The sequence below is a fragment of the Neobacillus sp. DZ-9 genome (assembly GCF_059587065.1).
The window spans coordinates 22385-48056 of sequence record NZ_JCAIOL010000016.1 but is presented as its reverse complement, the minus strand read 5'-3'; the positions used below and the strand labels follow the sequence as shown (position 1 = coordinate 48056).

General features: G+C 40.3%; 18 protein-coding genes. 2 read left to right on the top strand and 16 right to left on the bottom strand.

Translation table 11 applies throughout. The features are described from left to right. Positions 1-10 precede the first annotated feature (10 nt). Positions 11-1114: a hypothetical protein gene (locus AC59HZ_RS28405; RefSeq protein WP_496549121.1), complete on the top strand. Its 1104-nt coding sequence runs from the start codon at positions 11-13 to the stop codon at positions 1112-1114. A gap of 65 nt (positions 1115-1179) precedes the next feature. Here the strand turns inward: AC59HZ_RS28405 and galU are convergent, their stop codons facing one another. From galU to AC59HZ_RS28390, 3 genes are all read right to left on the bottom strand, one after another. After that, positions 1180-2070: a UTP--glucose-1-phosphate uridylyltransferase GalU gene (galU, locus tag AC59HZ_RS28400; RefSeq protein ID WP_496549120.1), complete on the bottom strand. Its 891-nt coding sequence runs from the start codon at positions 2068-2070 to the stop codon at positions 1180-1182. Positions 2071-2164: 94 nt separating this feature from the next. Continuing rightward, positions 2165-3595 carry an O-antigen ligase family protein gene (locus AC59HZ_RS28395; protein WP_496549119.1) on the bottom strand — a complete coding sequence of 477 codons (1431 nt, stop codon included), beginning with the start codon at positions 3593-3595 and terminating at the stop codon, positions 2165-2167. 24 nt (positions 3596-3619) lie between these two features. Next, positions 3620-4678, bottom strand: a complete 1059-nt coding sequence (locus AC59HZ_RS28390) for a glycosyltransferase family 4 protein (protein ID WP_496549118.1) — start codon at positions 4676-4678, stop codon at positions 3620-3622. Between the two features lie 247 nt (positions 4679-4925). Here AC59HZ_RS28390 and AC59HZ_RS28385 point away from each other — a divergent pair, with 247 nt between their 5' ends. Next, the gene (locus tag AC59HZ_RS28385) at positions 4926-5297 is read left to right on the top strand and encodes a GtrA family protein (protein WP_496549117.1); all 372 of its coding nucleotides are present in this window, start codon (positions 4926-4928) and stop codon (positions 5295-5297) included. Positions 5298-5448: 151 nt separating this feature from the next. On the opposite strand, the gene AC59HZ_RS28380 is transcribed toward AC59HZ_RS28385, so the two are convergent. The 13 genes from AC59HZ_RS28380 to AC59HZ_RS28320 form a co-directional block, all read right to left on the bottom strand. Continuing rightward, positions 5449-6894: a flippase gene (locus AC59HZ_RS28380; RefSeq protein WP_496549116.1), complete on the bottom strand. Its 1446-nt coding sequence runs from the start codon at positions 6892-6894 to the stop codon at positions 5449-5451. Between the two features lie 225 nt (positions 6895-7119). Then, positions 7120-8574, bottom strand: coding sequence for an oligosaccharide flippase family protein (locus AC59HZ_RS28375; protein ID WP_496549115.1), 1455 nt, complete (start codon positions 8572-8574; stop codon positions 7120-7122). A 60-nt stretch (positions 8575-8634) separates the two neighbouring features. Further along, on the bottom strand, positions 8635-9375 hold the full coding sequence (locus AC59HZ_RS28370; protein ID WP_496549114.1) for a LicD family protein: 741 nt from the start codon (positions 9373-9375) through the stop codon (positions 8635-8637). A gap of 67 nt (positions 9376-9442) precedes the next feature. After that, positions 9443-10150 carry a WecB/TagA/CpsF family glycosyltransferase gene (locus AC59HZ_RS28365; RefSeq protein WP_496549113.1) on the bottom strand — a complete coding sequence of 236 codons (708 nt, stop codon included), beginning with the start codon at positions 10148-10150 and terminating at the stop codon, positions 9443-9445. A gap of 77 nt (positions 10151-10227) precedes the next feature. Next, positions 10228-11502, bottom strand: coding sequence for a nucleotide sugar dehydrogenase (locus AC59HZ_RS28360; RefSeq protein WP_496549112.1), 1275 nt, complete (start codon positions 11500-11502; stop codon positions 10228-10230). A 285-nt stretch (positions 11503-11787) separates the two neighbouring features. Beyond that, positions 11788-13836: a leucine-rich repeat domain-containing protein gene (locus tag AC59HZ_RS28355; protein ID WP_496549111.1), complete on the bottom strand. Its 2049-nt coding sequence runs from the start codon at positions 13834-13836 to the stop codon at positions 11788-11790. 143 nt (positions 13837-13979) lie between these two features. Beyond that, on the bottom strand, positions 13980-14726 hold the full coding sequence (locus AC59HZ_RS28350) for a C40 family peptidase (RefSeq protein ID WP_496549110.1): 747 nt from the start codon (positions 14724-14726) through the stop codon (positions 13980-13982). 337 nt (positions 14727-15063) lie between these two features. Continuing rightward, on the bottom strand, positions 15064-16557 hold the full coding sequence (locus AC59HZ_RS28345) for a glucosaminidase domain-containing protein (RefSeq protein ID WP_496549109.1): 1494 nt from the start codon (positions 16555-16557) through the stop codon (positions 15064-15066). A gap of 677 nt (positions 16558-17234) precedes the next feature. After that, positions 17235-17927, bottom strand: coding sequence for an NTP transferase domain-containing protein (locus tag AC59HZ_RS28340; RefSeq protein ID WP_496549108.1), 693 nt, complete (start codon positions 17925-17927; stop codon positions 17235-17237). A gap of 33 nt (positions 17928-17960) precedes the next feature. Then, positions 17961-18932, bottom strand: a complete 972-nt coding sequence (locus AC59HZ_RS28335) for a DMT family transporter (protein WP_496549107.1) — start codon at positions 18930-18932, stop codon at positions 17961-17963. Further along, the gene (locus tag AC59HZ_RS28330) at positions 18916-20796 is read right to left on the bottom strand and encodes a phosphotransferase (protein WP_496549106.1); all 1881 of its coding nucleotides are present in this window, start codon (positions 20794-20796) and stop codon (positions 18916-18918) included. Before AC59HZ_RS28330 ends, AC59HZ_RS28335 begins: the two co-directional genes overlap by 17 nt. A gap of 156 nt (positions 20797-20952) precedes the next feature. Next, positions 20953-22707: a M14 family metallopeptidase gene (locus tag AC59HZ_RS28325; protein WP_496549105.1), complete on the bottom strand. Its 1755-nt coding sequence runs from the start codon at positions 22705-22707 to the stop codon at positions 20953-20955. Positions 22708-22833: 126 nt separating this feature from the next. After that, positions 22834-25668 (bottom strand): glucosaminidase domain-containing protein, encoded by a 2835-nt coding sequence (locus tag AC59HZ_RS28320; protein WP_496549104.1) that lies wholly within the window; start codon positions 25666-25668, stop codon positions 22834-22836. Positions 25669-25672: the final 4 nt, after the last annotated feature.

Sequence of the window (25672 nt, the reverse complement as noted above, 5' to 3'; positions counted from 1 at the left end):
AGTTTACCAAATGTCATATAAACGATTCCTTGCGGCAGCGGCAGCTGTGGCTGCCGTCTTAGTTTTAATTGTTTCAGTGTTGATGTATATCATTGACCCATTATTTTATTATCGAAAAACAGATTTTTACCGCCCACAATATACAGCAACTGAACGATATCAAATGCCCGGGCTATTAAAAAATCAGGTCTATGATACAGTATTCACAGCAACATCCATGGGGCGGAATTTCCGTGAAAGCTATGCCAATGAAAAACTAAAAGCTAAGACCTTTAATGCTTCTCTGCCAGCCTCAACAGCACACGAGCAATCGATGGTTACCGAGGCCGCACTGCGTGATAAGCCTGGCTTAAAGCAGGTCATTTGGGAGTTGAATTACTATTCCTTCGCGGGAGACCCTGAATGGGTATCTGGTCCTCCCAGCGATTTCCCTACCTATATGTATGATAATTCTAAAATCAACGATATACGCTATTTATTCAGTTCTTATTCTTTTGAGGTCTTATATAAAAACTTGATGGCGAATAAAACAGGAGATGAACGGTGGAGGGAGGTTGAACCTTTATATAAATTCGGCCAGGTGGCGCCAGTCGAATCGATTGAACATGTTAAGACTTGGTTAAATGCGGTTCAACCGATGGATCAGCTGCCCGCTTTCGAAAAGTCAGCAGTTCAGTTAAAGTCCTTTAAGGAAAATGTCATATCGCTCGCCGAAGCCCATCCAGAAACGAAATTCACGCTGTTTTTTGCGCCATACCCAATTTATAACCATGTATCTTTTTATAAAAAACATCCAAATTATCTTTCCGAAAGATTAAAGTTTAAAAAAGAGGTTTTTGATTTAACGAGGAAATACCCTAATGTGGAGCTTTATGATTTTCAGGATATGAAGGAAATTACGTTTAACATTGGAAATTATCAAGGGGATACCGTCCATTATTATTCCTTCATTAATAATTGGATTATTGATTATCTGGCCAAAAACAAACCCATTCAATCCGAGAAGGAATATGCGGCCAAGCTGTCTAATTTCAAGAGGCAAATTACAAACTTTCAAATCAGTCAGCTTCAAACCGAAACTCCATTTAAAGAACGCTATGCTATTCAAAATTAAAAAAGTGCCTGGCACCCTTTTGGCGGGTGTCAGGCACTTTTTTTAGTTAAAGCTCTATTGGCATCTTAATGACTGCTGTTGGCCTCATTATTATCAATCAAGTTTTTAATAAATTGCATTAGTTCATCATGGAGGTCTTCCTGCTGTAGGGCAACTTCTAGTGTTGTTTTGACAAATCCAATTTTTTCGCCCACATCAAAACGCTTCCCTTCAAAGTCAAAGGCAAACACGCGTTGAATCTGATTTAATTTTTGTATAGCATCTGTTAGTTGTATTTCATTCCCGGCCCCTTTTTCTTGCCGGTCTAAAAACATAAAAATTTCAGGGGTTAAGATATATCTCCCCATAATCGCTAAATTGGATGGTGCAGTTCCTTTTGCTGGTTTTTCTACAAAATTTTTGACCTGATATCTTCGCCCATCCTGCTGTAGGGGATCGATAATTCCGTAACGGTGGGTTTCATTTTCCGACACATGCTGAACGCCAATAATCGCAGAATAGGTTTCCTTATATTGTTCAATAAGTTGCTTTAAACACGGGGTTTCACTTTGGACGATATCATCACCTAAAAGAACAGCAAACGGTTCATCACCAATAAAATTCCGAGCACACCAAACAGCATGTCCAAGCCCTTTTGGTTCCTTTTGCCGGATATAATGGATATCAGCCAGATTAGAGGAATAATTCACCTTATTTAAAAGATCATATTTTCCATTTTCCAGTAAATTTTTCTCTAACTCTGGTGCAAAATCAAAATGATCTTCGATAGCACGCTTACCTTTTCCCGTAACAATAATGATATCTTCTATTCCGGACGCAATCGCTTCTTCGACAATATATTGAATAGTCGGCTTATCAACAATCGGAAGCATCTCTTTAGGCATTGCTTTCGTTGCAGGCAAAAACCTAGTCCCAAGCCCAGCAGCTGGAATAATGGCTTTTCGTACTTTTTTCACATTCGTTCCCCCTCTTTCGGAATATTTTTACAAGTATTATATCATAGCAATCAGTTTATTTTCTTTGCAGAGCATATAAAAACGCAGAGCACCATTAGGCTCTGCGTTCAATACTGCCTTCTCTCATTGGAAGGACAATCCCCAGCATGATAAAGTAACACATCATAAACGTATCATTTTCCAAAATATTATAAACGGCACCGCCAACAATCAAAGCCACAAAGAAATAAACGAGAAGCGGACCATAAAATTCTTTTCGGCGCTTCCAGGTGACAATCAGTAAAAAGTAACCAATTATGAAAATGGCTAGCATGCCGAGTGCACCAGTTTCCGCAAGAATTAAGATATATTGATTATCCGAGTAAAAGTTCGTCTCAATCCCATATTCCTTATAAATCGGAGAGGAGTAGGCAAGTGTGGCCGCACCACCAAAGGTTCCGAATCCAGTCCCGATGATAGGATGGTCCTTAAAGATTTCCACAGCCTTTTTTACATAGTAAATCCGGCCGCTTGTATTACTTTGGCCAATCGATTCTTCAGAGAAAGCATTCTTAAATCGTTTGCCGCCCTCTGATTCCTCTTCTTCTTGAGCTTGTTTCCCACCGCCCGCTGTCAAATATTGTTTATATTGATCCGCCGCTTGATTAACGGAAAAAAATAAACCAATAGAGACAATTGCCACCAGGCTAATTGGGATAAGAGGGCGCCATTTCCGGCTGACGACAAGATAAACCACCAAAAAGGCAGCCAGGGTTAGCAGCGTTCCCCGTGAATACGTAAGCAGAATCGTCGTTCCGATTAACATCATGCCGGCATAAACAAAATAACGAACCTTCCCATGAATATGCTTTAATAAATACAAAGCGACGAAGAAGGCAATTAATAGGTAAAGGGAAAGCTCATTCGGACCCTTTAACAATCCGTAAACACGGATCCGATTGGTCGGCGAGAGCCACCACTCCTGCCATTCCTGCGGCATTAACATTGTTTTATTAGAAATTTTTTCAACAATTCCTTGAATAGAAAGGATGATTGCCAGAAAAAAGGTGGTATAAGACATTTTTCGAACCAAATCTGTTGTCATTTCCATTCGTTTAACCACGTAATAAACAATGTAGAAGAGGAAATATGCACGCAGCTGGACAATGATGGCCTTTATGGATACATCGGTGATAAGGGCAGATAAAACGCCAATAATCGCAAAGGCCAAAAACGCCAATTCAAAGGGATGGAAGGAGAAAAGTTTCTTCAAATCCTTCCGAGAATCCCAAAGAGTTCTAATGAGCAAAAAGCCGATGATGGCATCGCCGAGAATTTTAAAGCCCGGATTTACTGTAATCAAAAATGGTCGAAGCGGTATAAAGATAAGTAAATATAAGATTCCAATTTCCTTTTTCCAAAATGCGATAATCGCAATGACCAGCGAAATAAGCATGGCCGCTTTCGAAATTGGCAAGATTAGGCCCGCTATTACCGCTAGTATGCCTACGAATAAAATCGCAAGGTTTCTTTGAAGTAAATTCATTCACTTGTACTCCTATAAAAAAATTTATTGCTTATAAAGCGCAGTTGTTTTTTCAATCATCTTTGCCAAGGTAAAGTTTTCGTCAAAAAAGACTCTTCCCTTAGCAGAAAGCAGTTGAACCAGGTCCTCGTTGGTAAAAAGCCGGTAAAAAATATCAGCTAACTCTTCCTTGTTTCCATACTCCACAAGCAGGCCTGATTCCCCGTTTTTTACAACCTCTGGCAGCCCGCCAACATTTGTGGCAACGACAATCCGATTATAAGAAAGTGCCTCCATTGCTACATAAGATAAAGCTTCATTCCTCGACGGAACCACTACAATATCACTACTTAGATATAGCATTTCCTTATTTGTACAAAAACCCTTAAAATGAATAAAATTTTCAAGCTGCAGCTCCTGAACCAATTCAGCCAGTTCTTCCCGCTCTGGTCCCTCGCCATAAATATGGCATTCCCATTTCAACTCTGGCTGCTTGGAGCTTAGGAGAGCTAAACTTTTGATGAGGAAGGCTTGTCCTTTTTCTTCACGGAGGCGGCCAACAACGGAAATGACTGGAATTTCTCTTAAACGGGTTAATGGGTGTTTTTCTGCTGGGCCTTCGACACCATTATAAATCAACTCAAGCTTAGCGCCTGACACCCCTTTTTGCTGGAGCTGGCGATACATAAACTGGGAAACAGTAATGACTCTATGGTTGAAACTCGTCATCATTTTATTAAGGGTACGAATCGCTTTCCCCATTGGAACATCTACATGATAGGTCCAAACCACCTTACATCGTGCTCCCATCATTTTCGCAATAATGGCCAGATAATTTTCCCGCAAAAATTGTGCATGGACCACGTCTGCCTTTTCCGCTTGAATAATCCGTTTTATCTGCTTAGCAGCCGTGAAATCAAACGGTCCACTCATCTTTACCTGATGCATTTTCACCTTTGATTGTTTAAACTCGTCTAGACCTGGTCCCTCTTCCGAATAGACAAATACACAGTTCTCGGCCCCAACCGCATAAATTAAGTCTAAGACGTACTTTTCCGTACCGCCTTTGCCCACGAAATTTAATAGAAAAAGAATTTTTGTCAATGGTAACCCCTCTTGATAGACATTTTAACAAACCAAATTAATGTTATCGTTAATCATTTGTTTTATCAAGTAATTTGGCAGTTTTAGTTACGAGCCAGGAAATTCCTCCTTTGGAGAAGAGATTATATTCATTTAGATAAAATTATTTTAGCATTATATTGAGTCGTTTACATAGAGTATTTGAAAAGCTATGATAAGAAAAGATATTTATAAGGAAAGAAAATTACAAATTGGAGTAAAAAAAACGATGATTAAACAAATAATTCGCTTTGTTCTAGTTGGAATCGCCAACACATTAAATTATTACCTTTTATATTTACTATTTCAATCAATTTTATCCATCCCATACATATGGGCACATATTCTCGCCTTTTTGATCAGCATGGTCGGTTCCTTTTATATGAATTCCTATTTTACCTATAAAATCAAACCAACCTTAAAAAAGTTTCTTAAGTTTCCTTTAACGTACGTTATTAATATCGTGGTTTCGACAACAGCGATTTATGTTTTAGTAGACTTATTAGGAATGAATGAAAAAGTTTCGCCTTTACTAGCTTCCGTACTGGCTATTCCTTTTACATTCGTTGCCTCACGATATATTTTAACGAATAATGGTTAGCGGATGTTTCGTAATTAATGCTTTTTAAACAACGCGGATTAAGCACAATACCCCTTTACCAATAGTTTCGATCATTACCCTTGTCGTCATTGCCTTTAGGAGCTTTTATAAAAAAAGAAGAGGACGCCTCAGATAGGCGTCCTCCTTTCGTTTACCTGCCAGTCACTTTTGCTTTCAAAAACAGCATTTTTTTCACAAGGCCAATAGCCTGCTGTTCCTTGAAGAGAAGCAGAATCGCCGCATAGATAATGATGCCAGCGACCACCTTAACCACAATGGAAAGCAGCAATGAAAAGTGGAAATACACACTTAGCTGATACGCGATAATGGCCATGGTGATGGATGCCAGCAAATAAGACACAATCGCTTGTTTCGCACGATATTTAAAGTCCAGCACATCCTTCAAGAACCACAACTGGACAGCCAAAATGAGCCCTTCCGTCACGGTCGTCGCAATCGCTGCTCCCTCTGCCCCATATCTTGGTATAAGGACAAGATTGAGGATGAAGTTTAACACGGCGCCAATCACAATTGGCAGGGTATACTCCTTATTCTTCTTCATAGGAACCAAATACCACGAACCAAAGATAACCCCTAAAGATTTAAATATGATAATCGGAGCCATAATCATCGCAATCGTTCCACTTGGCTTAAATTTTGCCCCAAGGAACCACTCTACAAAATCATCGGAAATCACCAAAAAGCCAAAAGTAATCGGCAGAACAAGAAAAATGGTCAAGAGAACACCGTCACGAAGCACCTGGAGCAGCTTTTCGAATCTTTTCTCAGCAATGAGCGAAGAGGTCCGCGGCAGCATCACAACACCGGAAATATTAATTAGCGAAGAAATCATATAGACAATTTTATAAGCCTGCTCATAGTAACCAACCTGCACCGACGTCGACATAATCCCAAGCATCGTTTTGTCGAGTACGGAATAAATCATGGCCGAAAAGCTCGGAATGAATAGGATCAGCATCTGGTTAAAATGACGCTTGTATTGAAGATGAGACCATTTAAAATGAACATGTTTATTCAAGCGGTAAAAAAGGGCGACGTTCCCGACAATGACAGCTGCCCCCATAATAATCGTGTATAAGACCAGGTCATTTTGATCTTTTACAAAAATAAATACGCTGCCGAAGCCGAGGAGCTTCAGCATAATATTTCGGGTGGCTACCTTTTTAAACTGCTCCAGCCCTTGAAAAAGCCAGGTAATATCAAAGAAGGCGCCAATCAGGTTTAAAGACTGCCAGTAAAAAACAGCGTCATTTTCCCAAACGATGGGTACACAGATAAAGTAGATTACTGTCGCCATCAGCAACAGCCCTGTCCTAATGAAGAAAATTTCGCTGAATGAGCGTGACAGCTGCAGCTGGTCGGTTTTCACGTTGGCAATTTCTCTAATCGCATACAAATTGGACCCAAGCAAAAACACGTTGATGAAGAGTGTGATATAAGAAAAACTATAACTGTAATGCCCCACACCATGCGGGCCTAAAACCCGCGAAATATAAGGAATCGTTAAAAATGGCAGCCCTAAAAGGATAAATTGCTGCAGCAAAACATAAAGGAAATTCTTTTTTAAAGTAGACATAACAACCTCGTACATATGACTTTATTTAATAAAATAATAGTAAATAACTATGTATACAGTATGGGATTTTCCTTAAATTTTTCTTAAGAAATGGTTTCAATATATTACAGCTAAGATATATTCAATTTTTGAACTAATTAATCTTACTAGCAAATTTAAGTTCTGTAAAGATAAAAGTAGTATTCGACAACAACAATAAAAATAGACTGCTTAATAATAAGCAGTCTATTTTTTCGAAAATTTCCCTTTTACTTTAGTTGTGAACAAGGTAATCATTTCATCTTTCGTCATAAATAAAATAACCAAATAGATTAGCCCGCATACTGCAACAATCAGGATAAACAGCACGAGAGTCCCGCTGAATACAGAGCGAATCGCAAATGATACTGGAATAAATAATAACGAAAAAACAAGATATTTCAAATTCGTCCATGATAATAACCGAACTGGTACATGGAGATATTTTCGAACGTAAACATATTCCAGAGCAATGAGCAAAATATTAGCGATAGCTGTGGTGAGAATAGCAGTCTCAGCATTCAGTACTCCAAGATATAAACAAAGTGAGTTTAATATAGCGTTTACTAAACCACAGATAAAAATGAAGCGGACTAGGATATTTTCTTTCTTTCTAATATATATTACTTGGTTAGAAAGAATCGATTCAAAACCAATCGTAATCATATAGAGGGCAAATATCTTCAAAACCGGACCTGCTGGGATAAACTCCTTCGAACCGTATAGGACGACACCAAGGTCTGCAATGACATAAAGGCCAATCGCCGCCGGAAATAAAAGCGCCGAATAAATTTTAGCGATTTTATTAAGCAGGCCCAAATACTGCTCGTCATTTTCCCCGCCTGATAAAAACGTCAGCCTCGGAATAGTAACCTGAATGATACTTAGCATAAGAGCATTGATCATCGTAGCAATTTGCTGGGCCATCGTATAATAGGAAACTGACTTTTCGCTGACAAACTGTCCGAGCATGAAGCGGTCCAGCTGGGAGTACAAAATATTTCCGTTAGAGAAAATGACGACGAGAAACAATGGTTTAAGATGCGGGGCAAACCGGATGTTCGAGAAGTCAAACTTCACTCTTCTTTTTACATAAATAAAGCTGATAATATTATTTAAACCGGTCGTTAACGCTAACAAACCGATAAAGATCAAGTAGTTATCAGCACTTTTTACAAATAGCAGCAGCAAAATGACGTAAATGATTTTGACAATCACCGTCTTAATCGTAATGAATCCATAATCTTCATAGGCTTCATTAACCCATTCAACGAAAAATATGTTGAGGAAGAAGTTAGTTGAATAAACCATTAAGACAGGAAATAGCGCTTTTTCACCATAGCCAATGTAAGAAACGACTAGATAAACCAGAAGAGTCACAACATTCGTCAATAAGCTTAAGGTAAATAAGCTGGTGAATAGTTGATTCACCTTTTCCTTATCATTTCGGATTTTGCTGACCTCACGGAGGCCGTATTGATAAACGCCAAAGGCGGCGAAAATAAAGAAATAGTTAAAAATGGTTTCGCCGGTCTTCACCCGGCCGATCGCATCTGTTCCTAATGTACGATAAACATAGGCCCCAATGATCACCGGCACAATCAGATTAAAAAAGTTTAACGTAATTTTATAAATAGCGTTTTTTACTAACGATTTTTGCATGAAAACAGCCCTTTACTAGAACAGGTAAGGGCCCGTCCGCAGCGTGGGCCCAATACAATCTTAAATATATTCCTTGACGATGACAGGTGTATCCACCAGTTTAATATTTTCCGGCGATTCCCCCGCTACCCAGCTTTCATCTTTTTGCATATAGGTGTGTCCGTAATTATCAATCAAATACTCATGATAATTGGTTGGAATCTTAAAGATTTCGCCTTTGAATTCATAATCCATTAATCCATTAAAATGAGATTCAACCGTAGACGTGCGATATCCTTTAGCAATTTGATAATTAGGGTGGTTTTCAAATGACATATTTAAACCGATTTCGCTGAAATAACACCAAATAATATCGTCGCTTTTTTCCCAATAATAGAAAATATCAATATGCAGGCCATTGTAATGAAACGCCTGTTCAAAAATCTTGCCGTTCATTTCATATTGTTTAAAGAGCATGACACCTTTTTTCTCTAATACGCGCACGAGTTCGTCTTTCTTTTTGTCATCAAAATCAAAGCAGCCGATATCCAGGTCTTTGTCATGCCCAATAAAATCCTTTTCCCTAACGGCACCAAGAAGTGTTCCATAATCAAGCCAAAATTCCTCTCCGATTTCTGCAAAGCCTTCCTTCATATATTTCAAGGTTTGCAGACCGTGAACATGGACCATGTCCTTCTGCTTCTGATACTGGGCTTTATCATATTTTCGTTTTATATTAATCAGGACCGGATTGCTCTTCGCCACCCGATAGAATTTGCTCGCTCGCAGGTGTTTAATCAAATTATCAACAAGCGTTGCCATTATGTGGACCCCCTCCCATGAACTAAAAGCCTCTCCCTTAAGCTTCGAGAAAGGCTGTTTCCCCTTTTTACTTTTTCAATGTTTTTAATAGGAATTTTGGCAGGATTAGTTGTCTTTTCCAGCGCCATGGTTCCTTCATTAAGCGGTAGAACCACTCCAGGCCTATTGATTGGAACAGCTCCGGTGCCCTCTTTAGATTGCCGGATATGACATCGTACGAACCGCCGACCCCTTGAAAGACATATGGTGAGACTTTATCCATGTGATTGACAATCCAATATTCCTGCGTGGGGCTTCCTAATGCCACGAACATAATCTCTGGCTGATGTTGATTAATGGTATCAACGATTACTTTTTCATCTTTCTCATAGCCATGTAACGTTCCTACTATTTGAATGCCAGGGATTTGCTTTTCAAGCTCTGCCTTGGCTGCATCTGCAACTCCAGGCTTGCCGCCGTACAGGAAAATCCGTTTTCCTTGTGCCGCTGCTGTTTGGCAAAGCTTTAACATCATATCAATGCCGGTGACACGGCTGGTCACCTGTCCGCCCTTCAGTTTTGACGCTAAAATAACGCCAATGCCATCTGGGATTTGATAATCCGCACGATTCAGAAGCTTTCTTAATGCTTCGTCCTCTTGTGCCTTCATAATTTTTTCAGGATTAATTGCTACGATAAATGACTTCTTTTTCTTTTCAATGTCCTGCATTAATAATGAGGCGAGTTCGTCGTAATCATAATTACAAACATCAACCCCAAGAAAGTTTTCCTTCATAACGTACCACCTTTTGGACTTCACCTATGAAACGAACTGCGGCATTGTTCCATCGGCCGCAGTGCTTGTTTCAACAATTAACTATGTTTAGAATCCCCTAACACACGAACATCAAATCCTGCTTTAACCCACGCCTCACGAGGCAGACAGTTTTTTGTATCCAAAACAATTTTGGAACGAACAAGATTTGCCGTTTGCTTCGGATCGAGAATTTTGAATTCATCATGCTCAGTTAAGATGACAACAATATCCGCATTTTGTAAGGCTTCCTCGAGCTTTAAGGCCTGCTGCGGCATTTTCTTTTCTTTAATATGAGGATCAAAAGCCGTTAGCTCCAGATTCAATTCCTTTAAATGATGGATAACCTCGACAGACGGACTTTCGCGCATATCGTCGATATTTGCCTTAAAGGACAAGCCCAAAACAGCCACCTTAGGGTTCTTAATTTGCTGCTGCTCAGCAATGGTTTTCACTTTATTTGCCACAAATAGCGGCATTGAATCATTCGTTTGACGGGCAAGATGAATGATTTTCGCATTTTCCGGATCCTGCTCCACAAGGAACCAAGGATCGACCGCGATACAGTGGCCGCCGACACCAGGACCTGGCGTGTGGATATTTACACGCGGGTGATGGTTCGCAAGCTTAATAGCCTCCCACACATTGACACCAAGTTTTTCGCTGACACGAGCAAGCTCGTTAGCAAACGCTATATTTACATCGCGGTAGGTATTCTCGATGACCTTAACCATTTCGGCGGTAGTCGCATCGGTTAAGAAAATTTCACCTTTTACGAAAGCGCGGTATAGATCCCGTGTTTTTTCTGAAGACTCTTCGTTAATGCCGCCGACAATCCGGCTGTTATTGACCAACTCTTCAAACACACGTCCTGGAATAACCCGTTCTGGAGAGTGAGAAATCAGGAGTTCAGTTCCTATTTCAAGTCCGCTCTCTTTTAAAATCGGCATCATGACATCCTCAACTGTTCTTGGAGGAACTGTTGATTCGAGAATGACAAGATTTCCTTTTTCAAGGAAAGGAACAATCGATTTAGTTGCCGCTTCAACATATTTCATATCTGCTGTTTTATCAGGGTTAATTGGCGATGGAACGGCGATAATAAATACGTCAGCTTTTTCCGGTGTAGTCGAAACAGTAAAATTGCCGCTGTCAATGGCCGCACTTAGACGTTCTTGTAAACCGTTTTCTTCTATATGAAGCTGTTTATTTTGAATTTTTTCTACGGCCGCAGCATTTACATCCACACCGTGAACATGAATACCGTTGTTGGCAAACATGACAGAGGTTGGAAGACCAATATAACCAAGACCGATGACACAAATTTTATTCATTAAGTGACTTCCTTTCGTTAACCAGCTTTAAATATCCTATAAGCTTATATTTTACTTTTAAACGTTAGTCTAGCCGCCCAAAAGATGACGATTAAATTTTTACCCAACTAATTTTAACAAAAAACGATAGTAAAAGAAACTCTTAGGGGCGAACGATGTCGGAAATTGCCCTTTTTGTTCATAAGTTCACTTAAATGTTGAAGTTTCTTTCAAAAAACACCGACTATTTAACTTATGTAACAAAATAAAAAACGGGAGGAAAATACCCACCCGTTCGTTAAACGATTAGTTAATTGGTCTTGAACCGCCCCATGTTCCATCAAGGTTAAAATAGTGAACTTCCCAGCCGATGGTTAGATAGCCTCCGTGAACCATATAGCCATCTGCATTAAAGTAGTACCAATTCTTCCCGTATTTTAACCAGCCGCGCAGCTCTGCACCGTTGCTCTTATAATAACGATATTCATAAGCAGTGTTTTCTTGTTTTACCCAGCCAGTAACCATGGCACCGCTGTTGTTAAAATAATAATAATTACTGTTGATTAAGTTTCTGCCTGTTACGGAATCGCCGTAAGCGTTGAAGTAATACCACTTGTTCTTATATTGTAACCATGTTTTGTTGTAAAGTGCTCCGCTGCTCTTAGCATAGTGCCAGGTGTAGCCGTCTAAATACCAGCCATTTGCTTTCATCACACCATTGTTATCAAAATAATATGGCGTGCCGCCAATCAGATAGACACCAGTTACCATTTGACCGTAAGAATATTCATCAGGATTTAAATAGTACCATTTGCCGCCAAGGCTTAGCCAGCCTTTTAACAATTGTCCTTTGCTGTTGGCATAGTACCAAGAGTAGCCATCATAGGCCCAGCCGGTTTTCATGATACCATTGTTATCAAAGAAGTAGTGGGCATTGCCGATTTCAAGAACGCCACCCGTTACCATCATACCTTCTTCATCAACGTAATACCATTTGCCTCCATCGAGGATCCATTTGTTAGAGGCCATCACACCCGTAACAGGGTCAAAGTAATATTTAACATCGTCAATATCATACCAGCCTTTAACCATATTGCCGTCTTCATCGTAGTAGTAATAATTTCCTTCATCATCTGTGGTCCAGCCATATTCGATCCCAGGATCATAATTACCATCATAATCCACTTGAACACCCTTTGCGAAAAGCTCGCTGATCACCTGCATCGCTGGAGAACCTTCAGTCAAATCAAGATTCGGCATATCCGTCATCATAACATTTTCCAAGCTGACTAAATCAAGTAATGATGATATATCAGATACTGGATTAGAAGAAATAAATAAGTACGTTAAATTGGTCAAACCTCTCAGCGGCTGTAGGTTTGACACTTGATTGGAGTCCAAATCCAAAGTGGTTAAAGATGTTAAATCAGAGATTGGAGTAAGATCACTAACACCATTCTCCCAAAGAGATAAATATTCCAACTTAGTAAGACTGCTCAAGGGGGAAATATTAGTAATTCCATTGTTGGTTAAATCTAAATCTACCAGGTTAGTGAGCCCGCTAAGTGAAGAAAGGTCACTGAAATTGCTTTCCGTTAACCCTAATCCCATTAACTCCGGTAATTCGCTTAATCCGGATACGTCACTAATATTATTACCGGATAAATCTACATACTTTAATACTGTTAGCCCGTTAAGCGTAGATATGCTGCTGTTCACAAATTGGGTATATCCCAAGCCTAAGTATTCTAAGCCTGGCAAATTCGTTAATCCTGAGGCGCTACTAATTAAATTGTTTGATAGATCTAAAAACTGTAATTGCGAAAGCCCGTTAAGGGAAGCTAAACTGCTGTTCACAAGCTTATTATGATCTATGCCTACAAACATTAAATTGCTTAAATTGCTTAATGGTGATAGATTGCTAATATTGTTAAATGATAGATTAAGGTAATTTACATTTACTGCATATTCTAGACCTGTTAAATCAGTTATGTTTAATTCTGTTGCATCTAAATCTGTTAATGTTGCTAGTTTACCTTGGGTGATAGCTGTTGTGGAGCTGAGGCCTAAAGATTGACGCACAGCTTTTGCTAAATTGGCATCCTTGAATTGAACCACATCAGTTGATCCTTGTGTCACTGCATTTGGTGTTTGTTGGCTTAATCTTGGTTTTTGCCTCTGCAAATCATTGAGTGCTTTTTGCTTAAAGGATTCTTTTGTCAATTTTGCCGTTTTGGCAGCGGCCGGCGCGGTTTGTGTAACCGTTTTGGTTTGTTCTGCGGCTTTCATATTCAATGGAGCCATGAATGAAAGCGATAGAACAGAGGCCAGCATAATCTTGCTTAATTTCTTCATCTCTATTAACCCCCTTATTTAATAGGTATATTATACCAAAATATTACCTTTAAGGTGGAAAAATATGAAAATTTTTTATCATGATAGAAAAATAAAAAGCGAAACCGCTAGAGTAGGTTTCGCTTTTAACTATTATAATGTCTTTACTGAATCCAAGCTCCGTCACTGCCAAGTACATATCCGCCGATCGTTGTATCTTTAGCCATGGAACCATCAGATTGTAAGAAATACCATTTACCGCCGGAATAAACCCAGCCAGTAAGCATCGCACCGCTTGGTGCTAAATAATACCAATTATTATCTAGTAATAACCATCCTGTTTGCATTTCACCGTTTGAATTTAAATAGTACCAAGTGCTGCTGTCTTTCATCCAGCCTGTTTGCTTAGCTCCATTTTTATAAAAAAACCATTTGCTGCCAGATTGAACCCATCCATAACTAGTGTTGCCGATTCGTTTGGAACCGATATATGTTTTAGTATAATAGGATTCTCCTAAAGAACTAACCTTAACGCCATTTGAAGAGGCATGCACGAACTTATTTTCACCTAAGTATATGCCAACATGGGAAGCCCCAGCCTTATATGTACTGAAGAAAACTAAATCGCCTTCCTGCAAATTGCTTTTCGAAACCGCTTGCCCTTTTGTGTATTGATCTGAAGCTGTACGAGGTAATGTAACCCCTGCTTTCTTATATGTATAACTTGTAAATCCAGAACAATCAAATCCGCTTGGAGAAGTTCCTCCCCATACATATGGAACCCCAATATAATCAAGAGCTATGTCTGTAACCGTATCACCAAATGATGCTGCTTCTGTTTTATGTCCGCCGATTAATCCGCTCAAGAGTAAAGAACATGATAGTAGACCAGTAACCATTAACTTCTTCATGACAACCTCCGTGCTTCTTTTTCTCTCTATTTTTGTTAATACTAGTATCTCATAAATTTTAATAGATTTAATTTACAGTTATTTTTTAATATTATTACAGGATTGTTTCAAAAACTGACCTTTTTCGACTTTGTTATCGGATTTTTCAGAAAAACGTCAAAACTAACGAAAAATAGGGTTTACGACATAGCTATTTTATGCTTTTTATCCTATTGATTAGTAGGAAGACGATGAAATATGTCAGAAATGATACAAAGATATTTCGACGATGATTTCACATTTATTATTCTAGTTAATAATAAAACCACCCCTTTCGTTTGAAAGGAGTGGTTTTTGTTTAAATCATGGCGCCGTCTTTTCCTAGACGGTAGCCGCCAACGGTCGTGTTCGCTGCCATATGGCCGTCATTGTATAAGTAATACCATTTGCTGCTAATCTTGACCCAGCCTGTTTGCATGACACCGTTGTTATTCATGTAGTACCATTTGCCGCCATTGCTGAGCCAGCCCGTTTTCATAGCACCGCTTTGGTCAAGGAAATACCACTTGCCGCCGGAATTCAGCCAGCCGGTTTTCATATCTCCAGCAGTATTTAAATAATACCATTTGCCGTTGATATACTGCCAGCCTGTGAGCATGACGCCTGATGCATTAAGATAGTACCATTTGCCGTTTGATTGCAGCCACCCTGTTTTGAGTGTCCAATCATTATTATAAAAATACCAATTACCGCTTAAATTTTTCCAGCCTGTGTTAGCCGTAAAAGCATTATATTCCTTTACAATTTGAGCTATTTTTCCAGCCCATGCCTGGTCTGTTGAATATTGATGGAAGGAATGGTTGAATCTCATATTATCAAGCGTTGGCTGTGAAAACGGATAATCCAGATTGGATTTTTCTCTGCTTATATAATACTCATTGATCCATTTTGCCCCATCCACTATTCCACTTCTTGCTGCCGAAAACGTATCTGCATTGCTAGCAGGCTGATTATCATCTGCTCCAATTCCATAGAAATTCATTTTTGTTTTAACGATATCAGATGTGCCCCATTTGGTTTCGAGACCGGAATGTGCCAAAAGATAGATCGCATTGACACTGTAATTATTTTGGGCTTCCAAATAAGCTGAACCCATACCAGTCATCAAGGTTTGTTTCCATCCAGTTTTATAGTTAATAAACTGGTTAAGTTGATTAACCGTGACATCGGCTTTCGTATTTAATGGGGTAAAAATGGTAATATTGTTCGTGAGCTTTCCTTCATTTTCAAATTCATACGGAATAATATTGCTTCCCGCACCCGGTTTATATGATTCATCCTTCAGGTACAAACCATATATCCAGCCTTCTATTAAGCCATCTGCAGTACGGACCTTAAAATAATTACTTGCCGGGTCATAATCAAGGACATATACCTTTGAATGATTAGGAATGATTTTCCCGCTTGTTGGAGGGGTATTAGGGTTCTCTCTGACATTTCTCCATTCCTTCACCAGCCAGGTTAGTTTGGATAGGTCACCGGTTAAATAGTCTTTATGAACCCATCCCGTTCTGCCGTCAGCCATTTGAATTTCGGCCGCATAGTCTTTTTGGCTGAGGATGGTTACTTTGTCGTTAAACTTCAATTCTGCGTATTGCTGATAATTGGGGTCCAAATGAATTCGAAAATCCGAGAGTTCCTCAAAACTGCGATAGACCGGCAGATTTGTGGCGAATACACTCATTTCGCTCGTGACTGATGTGGCCGTTGTTTGTGCTGCTGATGCCTTGCTATGAAAGATTCCCATCAACAATAGGACAACTAAGAAACTACGAAAAACTACTTTTTTCACTATTTTCTCCTCTCAATCTATTATTCTCTTTATAAGAGTATCATATTTTCCAAGCGTTTCCACCCCTAATTCGACATCTGTTGCCAATAAATGTTATAGAATATTCATACATTTTTTATTTTTGATTTCTGACTCTATAACTTTTACAGTGACCATAATGGCTCCTTTTTCCTGATGTAGTAATTGTGAACTTTTCACAATTACCGAGACAGGCTTTTTTCACTTTGATGGGCACTCTGAGCCCTTCACAGTGACCGCTACAGACTTTTTTTCGCTTCAACAGGCACTCTCAACCCTTTACAGTGACCGCTGCACACTTTTTTCCACTTCGATGGGCACTCTCAACCCTTCACAGTGACCGCTACAGACTTTTTTTCGCTTCAACGGGCACTCTCAACCCTTCACAGTGACCGCTGCACACTTTTTTCCACTTCGATGGGCACTCTCAACCCTTCACAGTGACCGCGACAGACTTTTTTTCGCTTCAACGGGCACTCTCAACCCTTCACAGTGACAGCTGCCCACTTTTTTCCACTTGATGGGCACTCTGAGCCCTTCACAGTGCCGTGGTGCACTTTTTTCCACTTCGATGGGCACTCTGAGTCCTCATCAGTGACCGTTGCAACTTTTATCACATCTTTCAGGCACAAAAAAATAAACCGGCACCAAGTGCCCGTTTATTTTTTCGCCGCTAATAGCTTATTTACTTTTTCAAGGTCTGCTACGGAGTCGATTTCATAGCTGTCGTCAGGGTGAATTTCCTGAAGGAAGACATTTAGGTTAGGCAGGTTATTCTTAACGATTTCATCCCACCAGAATTCCACAAAATTACCGCCTTCAACAGCTTCTTCAAGTTTCCCTACAATATAACGTCCATCTTGCTCGGACCAGTAAGACACACCGCAAAGAATGTACTCGTGATCACCATCGCCAACCTCGATATCGGTTACCTTGTAATCGTCATTATAGCGAATCATCCATTCCCCTTTGAAATCGGGTTTGCGGGCGCTGAAATACATCGATGTCTTCGGAGCCTCTAACATGAAATTGCGGTCCAAGTAATTATCGCCATCAATAACATAAGAATCCGGCAGATACTCCCTCACTAAATACATAGTGTACATATTGTTATAAACATCGTATTTATCATTGTGAATGAGTTTTACACCGTACTTCTCTTTTAAATACTCAAACTTTTCCGCTAAGTAGCCGGTGACCACGATGATTTCCGAAACGCCGACTTCTTGTAAAAACTCCACCTGTCTCTCAAGCATTGGTTTCCCGTTTACGACAGTAAGTGCTTTAGGTGTTGTCAATGTTAGTGGACGTAATCTTGTGCCCATCCCTGCTGCAAGAATTATTGCCTTCATTTTGCTGTAATTCCTTCCTCTTGAAAAATTTTATTACGCTGTCTTTCTGCCCCTAGCAAAATTCAACCATTTAAGTTCCTCTTGGCTAGCGACCGTAATAATGGATCCTAATAAAATCATTATACTAAAGAACACAAGCTTAAAGGTAATCGGAGTGCCTAAAATAACGAAGCTTAACAGGATTGCCCACGCAGCATACGTAATATTCAAGGCCATCGCACGGGTTGGACCCATAACGTAAATCGCTTTGTAATAAAATACATATGAAGCTGTTCCGGAAAGAGCAATCACCGCGATCAAGAAAAACTCACTGCTCTTGAACACTTCGCCCACAAGCGGATACGCCTTGAAGAATGGTAAAATCAATACGCCGTACGTGACAGCTGAAACCAATTGACGAATTTGTAGTGCTTGCTCTGGTGAGATTTCATCATCCTTCATACCGTATGCAAGAATAACACACTCCATCCCCCAGCCGAAAATACATAAAAGGATAAACGAAAAACCAAGAATGTAGCTTGGTGATGGTTCGCCGCCAGCAAAGCCTAATAAGAAAATAAATAAAATACTAATAAAAAGTCCAATCCAGTTTTTTAACGTTAATTTGTCCTTTAAAATCACGAAAGCAAAGAACGCACCAATCGCCGGGTAAACGGCTGAAATGGATGCCGATAAGGAAGCACCCAAATACTTAACCGCAAGCACGTAGCCCGTCATCCCAATTGGTCCGCCGAGTAATGCGCCCAGCATGACGAATCGTCCGCTTCGGGTATTTAATTTTTGAAAAGGAACCTTCACTTCTCCCCTGATCGTCATATAGATCAGCATCCAGACGCTGGACAATAAATCATGGAAGAAGGTACTCACTAACGGTGCAAGGAAAATCACCACATCGGAGGATACGAACAATGCTTTTGATAATACCATTCCGATTAATACGGTGTCGAGAGCCCAAGTGAATCCGGAAAACAATCCGAAGTATAAACCTTTATTTTTTATATGCATATGCCATCTCCCTAATTAAGTCATGTTTTAAATTCTCTCTACATCTGTTAAAGCGGTCAATTCCGTAGGTACCAAAATCGTCGCCCTTCGCCTCTTTAATAACTGTCCAAGTGCTCCAAAGGAAATCCTGGAAAATTTTATTCATCAGCAAGCGCTGCTGAATTTCAAGCGGGATTTCATCCTGCTGTAAATAAAGGGATAAAAATAGCTCCTCTTCTTCGGGGGTAAAGCTGCTTTCCATGGAATGTGCGGCGAGGTCCCACATCGGGTCGTTCATGCCGCTGTATTCCCAGTCAATGAAATAAAGTTTATCTTCCCCGCTTTTCACCATGTTTTCAGGCACCGGATCAATATGACACGGTGTAGGTTTCATATCCATTCCTTGATAAATTCTCTTCAAAACCATAACCTGTTCTTTTACGTCCTTAAATGGGTGATACGGCTGCCCACCCGCCTCGATCATCAATCGCTCGTACTCATCCATTTTTTCAAATACATTAAAGCGGTTGGCCATCTCGAGACCAGAGTTGTGCAGCTTTCTAAAGTTAGCCGTTGACAGCTCCATGATATCCTGCCGCTTCGCCATTTTGCTGTTTATTGTTTCCGCATTTGGAATCAGTTCGGCAATCTTAACGCCGGTTTCTTCATTAAAATATAGCAGCTCGGTATCGATGCCTAACTTACTTACCAGTGCGGCATTGAATTTTTCCTCACGGCGGTTAATCATCGATTCCGTTCCATTACCTGGGATTCGGAGCACGTACTCTTTGCCTTTGATGACGACTTTAAAGTTTTTGTTCGTCATGCCGCCGAACGGCTGGATGTCCTCGATGTCCTCATAGGCAAGGTCAAGGGCCTCCATTAAATGACTTTTAATATAAATTTCCCGGAATTCCGCTTCCTTCCGTTTTAACATCGGATAGGTTTTTTCAATAACTGTTTCATAGTGCTGACGAGTGTCAATTTCGCCCCAAATCAGATTATGCATCTTTAAGTAGCCGATATTGAAGTGGCGGGAAATGTCTAACAGCATATATTCATAGTGTATAAGTGGATTTTTATTGTTTTGTTGATATTCACTGACCATTTTGGAATACACGTCATAGGAAATCTTGCTGATTCCAATCATTTCTCCATCAATGCGGTTAAATTGATGAACATCTTTCGAAATTTTATGAAGATAGCCATTTTGGATTTCGACAAACGCTTCATCTCCGGAGCCGCTTTCATTACTGATCAGAACCGTGTCACGTTGCGGATGCTGCAGGATTTCTTTAATCGCCCGCTCTTCAATTAAAATATCATCTTCGACTAAAAGGAAATCGTTGGTGATATATGGCTGTGCCACTGCTAGTGATGCCATTGATCCAGTCCATTTGTATTTAGGATTATGGACAAACTGGATATGGCTGAACTCAGGATGATCCTTGAACGTTTCCGGCTTGTAGCCTGTAACCAAAACGATATGGTTGATGCCGTTTTCCTGAAGGATATCCAAATTCCTTTGGAGAAGTGTGGTGCTGTCGATTTCCATTAATCCGGCCGGCTTGTTGAAATCTTTACGTGTACCCGCTGCTAAAATCACGGCCTGTTTAATTTCCGTTAATGGTTCTTGATGGATATTAACCTTTTTATGATGGTAAGCTTCGATTCCACTTTGCAGGAAGTCAATTCCTTTTTGTGTTAAATAGTAGCTGATATTTCTGCCTTTTTTTTCACTATATATAAAGTCACCGTGGGTTAAATCATGGATTAAATAATTCACCTTGCCGATAGAGATGCCGCAAAGCTCCGCCATTTTCTTTTGATTTAAGTTTGCATTTTTATTAATAGCTTCTAATAATTGAAGTAAGTGCTGTTCCATATGGGGTCGGCCCCCTCCTCTGATGAATTCAATATTTGAACGCATGTTCATTGTAACGCAGCCCAGAAATTCTGTAAATAAAAAAAATATCGTTTTGGGGTTAGTATTCTCCATATGTAGAGGAAATAAAAAAGAAGATGGAATAATCCATCTCCTTTAAAGATTTAGGGCTTCCTGTGCCATCATAAGTCCTGCTGCCTGATTTTCTTTCCAAATGGTATCAAAATTAGCAATCGGTACCGGTTTACTAAACGTATGGGTAGAAATTTCCGGTGTGAAGCCCGGCATCTTCATGTCTTGGATAAACCAATCTGTAAATCCACCCCCGCTTGGATTAGGACCTGGAAATACAAGACTATAGCCTGTTAAATTAGAATATTTAACGGCAATTTTATAATCACGATCATACTCTGCCTTTGCTTGATGGAAATTCCAATAAAGGATGCGTCCTGAAGAGTGATAGGCAACGGCCACTTTAAACTGATGCGCTTTAGTAAAATTGTAAACTGCCTGTACTTCAGGTTCGCTTAGTGGCTGGTAACCTTTAAAGTTTTCAGGGGACGGCTTGCCTGTGTTACCCGCAATATTCGCCCAGTCCGCGGGATATTGGCGATTTAAATCCACCCCTCTGATATTCGCTTTCCATGAGGAAAAATCAGTCTTGTTCCCGTTTAATTGTAAAACATAATTGGGGTTTTTCGCAGTGAAGCGACCTTCCTGGACAAGCATGACACCGTCCGGATTGACCATTGGTACGAACCAGATGGAAACCTTATTGAGAAGCGCTTTTACATTGTAACTATTGAAATTGCGATTTGCCGAATAAGATGATGCATATTGATCAAGCATTTCCATTAAAACATTCGTGGTCATATGCTCGCGGGCATGGTGAGAACCATTTAAAAAGATTTCCTTATCCCCTTTTCCCAGCTTTATCGCATAAATATTCCTGCCATCAACAGACTTCCCAATTATCTGAGTCTTGATAAAACCCGGGAAATTCTTTTGAAATTTATTAATGTCAGCTACCATGTCATTGTAGGAATAGACCTGCTTTGGATTTACTAAATTGGCAACCCAGGCTCCATTGCTTCCTAAAGTGGAACCTTGGATTGTCGTATTTTTGGCCATTATTCCATTGGAATAAAAATAATACCAGGCATCGTCAACCATCAGCCACCCTTTTGCCATTGAACCTGAGGCTCTCAAGTAAAACCAATTGTTTTGATCAAAGAGCCAGCCGGTTTGCATTATTCCATTTTGTCCTAGATAATACCACTGGTTATTCACAAACACCCAGCCGGTCATCATCACACCAGTGTTTTTCAAAAAATACCACTGGTTTTGATAAAAAACCCAGCCAGTTTGCATTACACCTTTTTCATCAAGGTAATACCATGTATTTTGGTCCTTAATCCATCCGGTTTGCATAGCCCCAGAATCTAGATTAAAATAGTACCATTTACCATCAATGAGAACCCAGCCTAATTGTAAAGCACCCGTTTGCGCATCAAGGTAATAGGTTTGCTCTCCTTCTTGAAAAAAACCTTTCTGAAGAGCTCCTGACTCAAGATCAAAATAATATCTATTTCCGCTGATTTCCATCCAGCCTTTTGCTTTTTCCTCTCCGATATAATAGTAAGTTACTCCATTTTCCTCAACCCATCTTCCAGCTGTTGGTAGGACTTCAGCCTTCACGTTATTGGAATCTGAAGAAACCGGTTGGTCGATTGAATCAACCGTCGGAGTATTGGCATCGGCATTTGTTTCTTCATTTAATGTTTCATCTGTTCCTGGCAAGCTTTCGCTTCCAGCAGATACTTCTCCAGTATTTACTGTATCCTCAGCAGCCGCTTCAATTGGAAAAGCCAATAAGTTAAACAGTAAAAGGTTAATCAAAATTTTTTTCATTCTCCATCTCCCAAATAAAAATATATGAAACTATGAAACTCTAATTTCACCATTTCTCAGAATATCATAGACAAATTTCGAGAAAAAGTGACAAAAGGACTGTGCACACGCACAGTCCTTTTAGTCCTATTTATATACCGGAACATCAAAATATAAAGTATACGAACTTAGAGAATCGTAGATCTTTTTGATATTATTGACCTGCTTGACTGCCCAGCCAATATCGGTCGCATATTGATGATTCACATTAAGTGCGTTCCATCTCATTTTATAAAGTGTGTTTTGTGGGGTGGCAGCGTTAATATAGCCATTGCCAATGAAAGCTGCACCGCCGATAATTGCTGCTTCAGGTGTAAACCAGCCCTGCTTATACGCATATTCTGCCCCGCATGTATTTGGGCAGCTGTCAAAGGCATTAATGCCATACATGTTATAAACCGCTTTTGGATCTACCGGTTTTCCATCCACCGTACTAACGACTATTTTTCCAGTTGATAGTGGAGAGGTACCATTTCCGGTTTCAAGCAAGGCATGGGAAATGAGATATACTTCATTAACATTGTTTTGCTTGCCGGCTTGAATAAATGCATCCCCCATATTTTGCAGAACGCCTTTTCCGGACAAGACTTTTGTATTAATATCCTGTGCTTCGGCTCCGGCACTCTTGTTTAAGAGAAGGAATTGAAAATATTCTGCACTAGTTGAACTAAAGTTATTTGGATTTACATAATAAGAAACATCCGATTCTTTTGCATTCCGCCATGTGTCATATTTAATTTGGTACCAGGTACCGACAGTTGCGACAATTTGGACCTGAGCATTCTGCTTTAAGGCACCGAAAATAAAAGAATTTGCATTTGTCTCTTCGCGAACATTTAACGTAGATGAAGTGACCACACCCTTTGTTGGGTCCAAAGCATCCTTTAATACATACGTACTGCTGACATATGCAGGGCTGTTTCGATATTTATCCGTTTGTGGACTTTTTTGCATTTCCATATCAAGCATTTGCTGCAAAGTCACGTTATATGTTGTGGTTTTTATAACCGGACCGGTGTTCCAGACACCATTATCGAAAAAGTTATAGGTCTTGCCGTCGATGACTTTCTCGCCGGTAACCATTTTTCCATTAGCATCAAAATAGTACCATTTGCTATCCAGCGCCAGCCATCCAAGATACATATCGCCATTTTTCGTTAAATAATACGTAGCGCCCTTATCGGTTAACCATCCGGTTTGCATGATACCATCGATGTTCATGAAATACCATTTTCCATTGACCAATGACCAGCCAGCAGCCATTTTCCCGTCGCTGTTCAGATAGTACCATTTATTATCCTGTAATAACCAGCCGATTTGCATCTCGCCGGTTGTGGAAAAATAATAACGATAGCCACCGTCCGTCAGCCAGCCTGTTTGGGCAGCCCCATCGGCTCCTAAGTAATAGGATTTGCCATCAGCAGCCAGCCAGCCGGTAATCATAATACCATTCGTATCAAAATAATACTTCCTGCCGCCGTCCGTCAGCCAGCCGGTCACCATCACTCCATTGGATCCAAAGAAGTACTTTTTATCGCTTTCGGTCAGCCAACCTTTTAAGGCCTTACCGTCTGTACCAAGATAGTACATTTTATTCTCAATTTGCTTCCAGCCGCCAGTTTGCATAACGCCATCGGTACCAAAATAGTATATTTGAGCCTCTATGGTTTGCAAGCCAGTCAGCATTTTTCCTTCTGAATTAAAGTAAAAGTTTTTTTCTTCCTCGGTCAGCCAGCCTTTGTACATGGTACCGTCCGTGCCGAGGTAATAAGTGCTGCCGCCATCTTGCAGCCAGCCTGTTTGCATGACGCCATCTGCGGATGCAAAGAAATAACGAGCACCTTCAATGGTTTGCCAGCCCTTTGTCATTGCTCCATCTTGACCGAAGTAATACTTTTTATCACCTTCGGTCAGCCAGCCTTTATACACGATGCCGTCTGTGCCGAGATAGTAAGAATTCTCGCCTTCGGTCAACCAGCCGGATTGCAAGGATCCGTCCTGCGCAAAATAATAGCGTACACCATCAATGGTTTGCCAGCCTTTTGTCATCGCGCCGTCCAAACCGAAGTAATACTTTTTATCACCTTCGGTCAGCCAGCCCTTGTACATGACTCCATCGGTTCCTAGGTAATAGGAGTTTCCTCCGTCTTGGAGCCAGCCTGTTTGCATTGCGCCATCTATACTAAGGTAAAAGCGTTTATCCCCATCGGTAATCCAGCCGACCTGCATCGTACCGTCCTTAGCAAAAAAGTAATTTTTTTCATTTTCTGTCAGCCAGCCTGAATAGATTTGCCCATTCTGGTTAAAATAATATTTCTTACCGCCCTCGGCCAGCCAGCCTTTGTGCAACGATCCATCTTGATCGAAGTACATCACACTAGCTCCATCGCGGAACCAGCCGGTAATCGGCGCAGTATTTAGGGCTCCTGATGAGGCAAAAACATATGGCTTACCATCAATCATTTTTTGACCGGTAACCATAGCTCCGCTTGTGCTTAAGTAATATTTTAAATTTTTATCTTCGATCCAACCGGTTTTCATGGCACCGCTTTGGTCGAGGAAATACCAGCTGTTTGCATTAGATAACCAACCAGTTTTCATCACACCGCTCGGCTGTAGAAAATACCAAAGATTATTATCCTTGAGCCAGCCCATTTTCATGATTCCTGTGTTCTTATCAAGGAAGTACCATTGATTATTATACTTTAGCCAGCCGGTCTTCATCGCCCCATTACTTCCAAGATAATACCAGCTATTTTTGTATTGGACCCAGCCGGTTACAGCTTTACCTGTTGAGGTATAGTAATACCAATTGTTATTCTGAAACTTCCATGAATAGGTTCCAGCTGCTTGGGTACCTGATGCAGACGAAGAGAACAACATGCCTGCCAAGACCAAAGCAGTGATCCGTTTTTTCTTCAAACTC

Excerpts from the sequence above, each read along its gene's own strand:
- AC59HZ_RS28330 (WP_496549106.1), bottom strand. The coding sequence starts at position 20,796 with ATGGAACAGCACTTACTTCAATTATTAGAAGCTATTAATAAAAATGCA.
- AC59HZ_RS28405 (WP_496549121.1), top strand. The coding sequence starts at position 11 with ATGTCATATAAACGATTCCTTGCGGCAGCGGCAGCTGTGGCTGCCGTC.
- AC59HZ_RS28355 (WP_496549111.1), bottom strand. The coding sequence starts at position 13,836 with ATGAAGAAATTAAGCAAGATTATGCTGGCCTCTGTTCTATCGCTTTCA.
- AC59HZ_RS28380 (WP_496549116.1), bottom strand. The coding sequence starts at position 6,894 with ATGTCTACTTTAAAAAAGAATTTCCTTTATGTTTTGCTGCAGCAATTT.
- AC59HZ_RS28395 (WP_496549119.1), bottom strand. The coding sequence starts at position 3,595 with ATGAATTTACTTCAAAGAAACCTTGCGATTTTATTCGTAGGCATACTA.
- AC59HZ_RS28370 (WP_496549114.1), bottom strand. The coding sequence starts at position 9,375 with ATGGCAACGCTTGTTGATAATTTGATTAAACACCTGCGAGCGAGCAAA.
- AC59HZ_RS28365 (WP_496549113.1), bottom strand. The coding sequence starts at position 10,150 with ATGAAGGAAAACTTTCTTGGGGTTGATGTTTGTAATTATGATTACGAC.
- AC59HZ_RS28375 (WP_496549115.1), bottom strand. The coding sequence starts at position 8,574 with ATGCAAAAATCGTTAGTAAAAAACGCTATTTATAAAATTACGTTAAAC.
- AC59HZ_RS28335 (WP_496549107.1), bottom strand. The coding sequence starts at position 18,932 with ATGCATATAAAAAATAAAGGTTTATACTTCGGATTGTTTTCCGGATTC.
- AC59HZ_RS28385 (WP_496549117.1), top strand. The coding sequence starts at position 4,926 with ATGATTAAACAAATAATTCGCTTTGTTCTAGTTGGAATCGCCAACACA.
- AC59HZ_RS28360 (WP_496549112.1), bottom strand. The coding sequence starts at position 11,502 with ATGAATAAAATTTGTGTCATCGGTCTTGGTTATATTGGTCTTCCAACC.
- AC59HZ_RS28350 (WP_496549110.1), bottom strand. The coding sequence starts at position 14,726 with ATGAAGAAGTTAATGGTTACTGGTCTACTATCATGTTCTTTACTCTTG.
- AC59HZ_RS28325 (WP_496549105.1), bottom strand. The coding sequence starts at position 22,707 with ATGAAAAAAATTTTGATTAACCTTTTACTGTTTAACTTATTGGCTTTT.
- AC59HZ_RS28340 (WP_496549108.1), bottom strand. The coding sequence starts at position 17,927 with ATGAAGGCAATAATTCTTGCAGCAGGGATGGGCACAAGATTACGTCCA.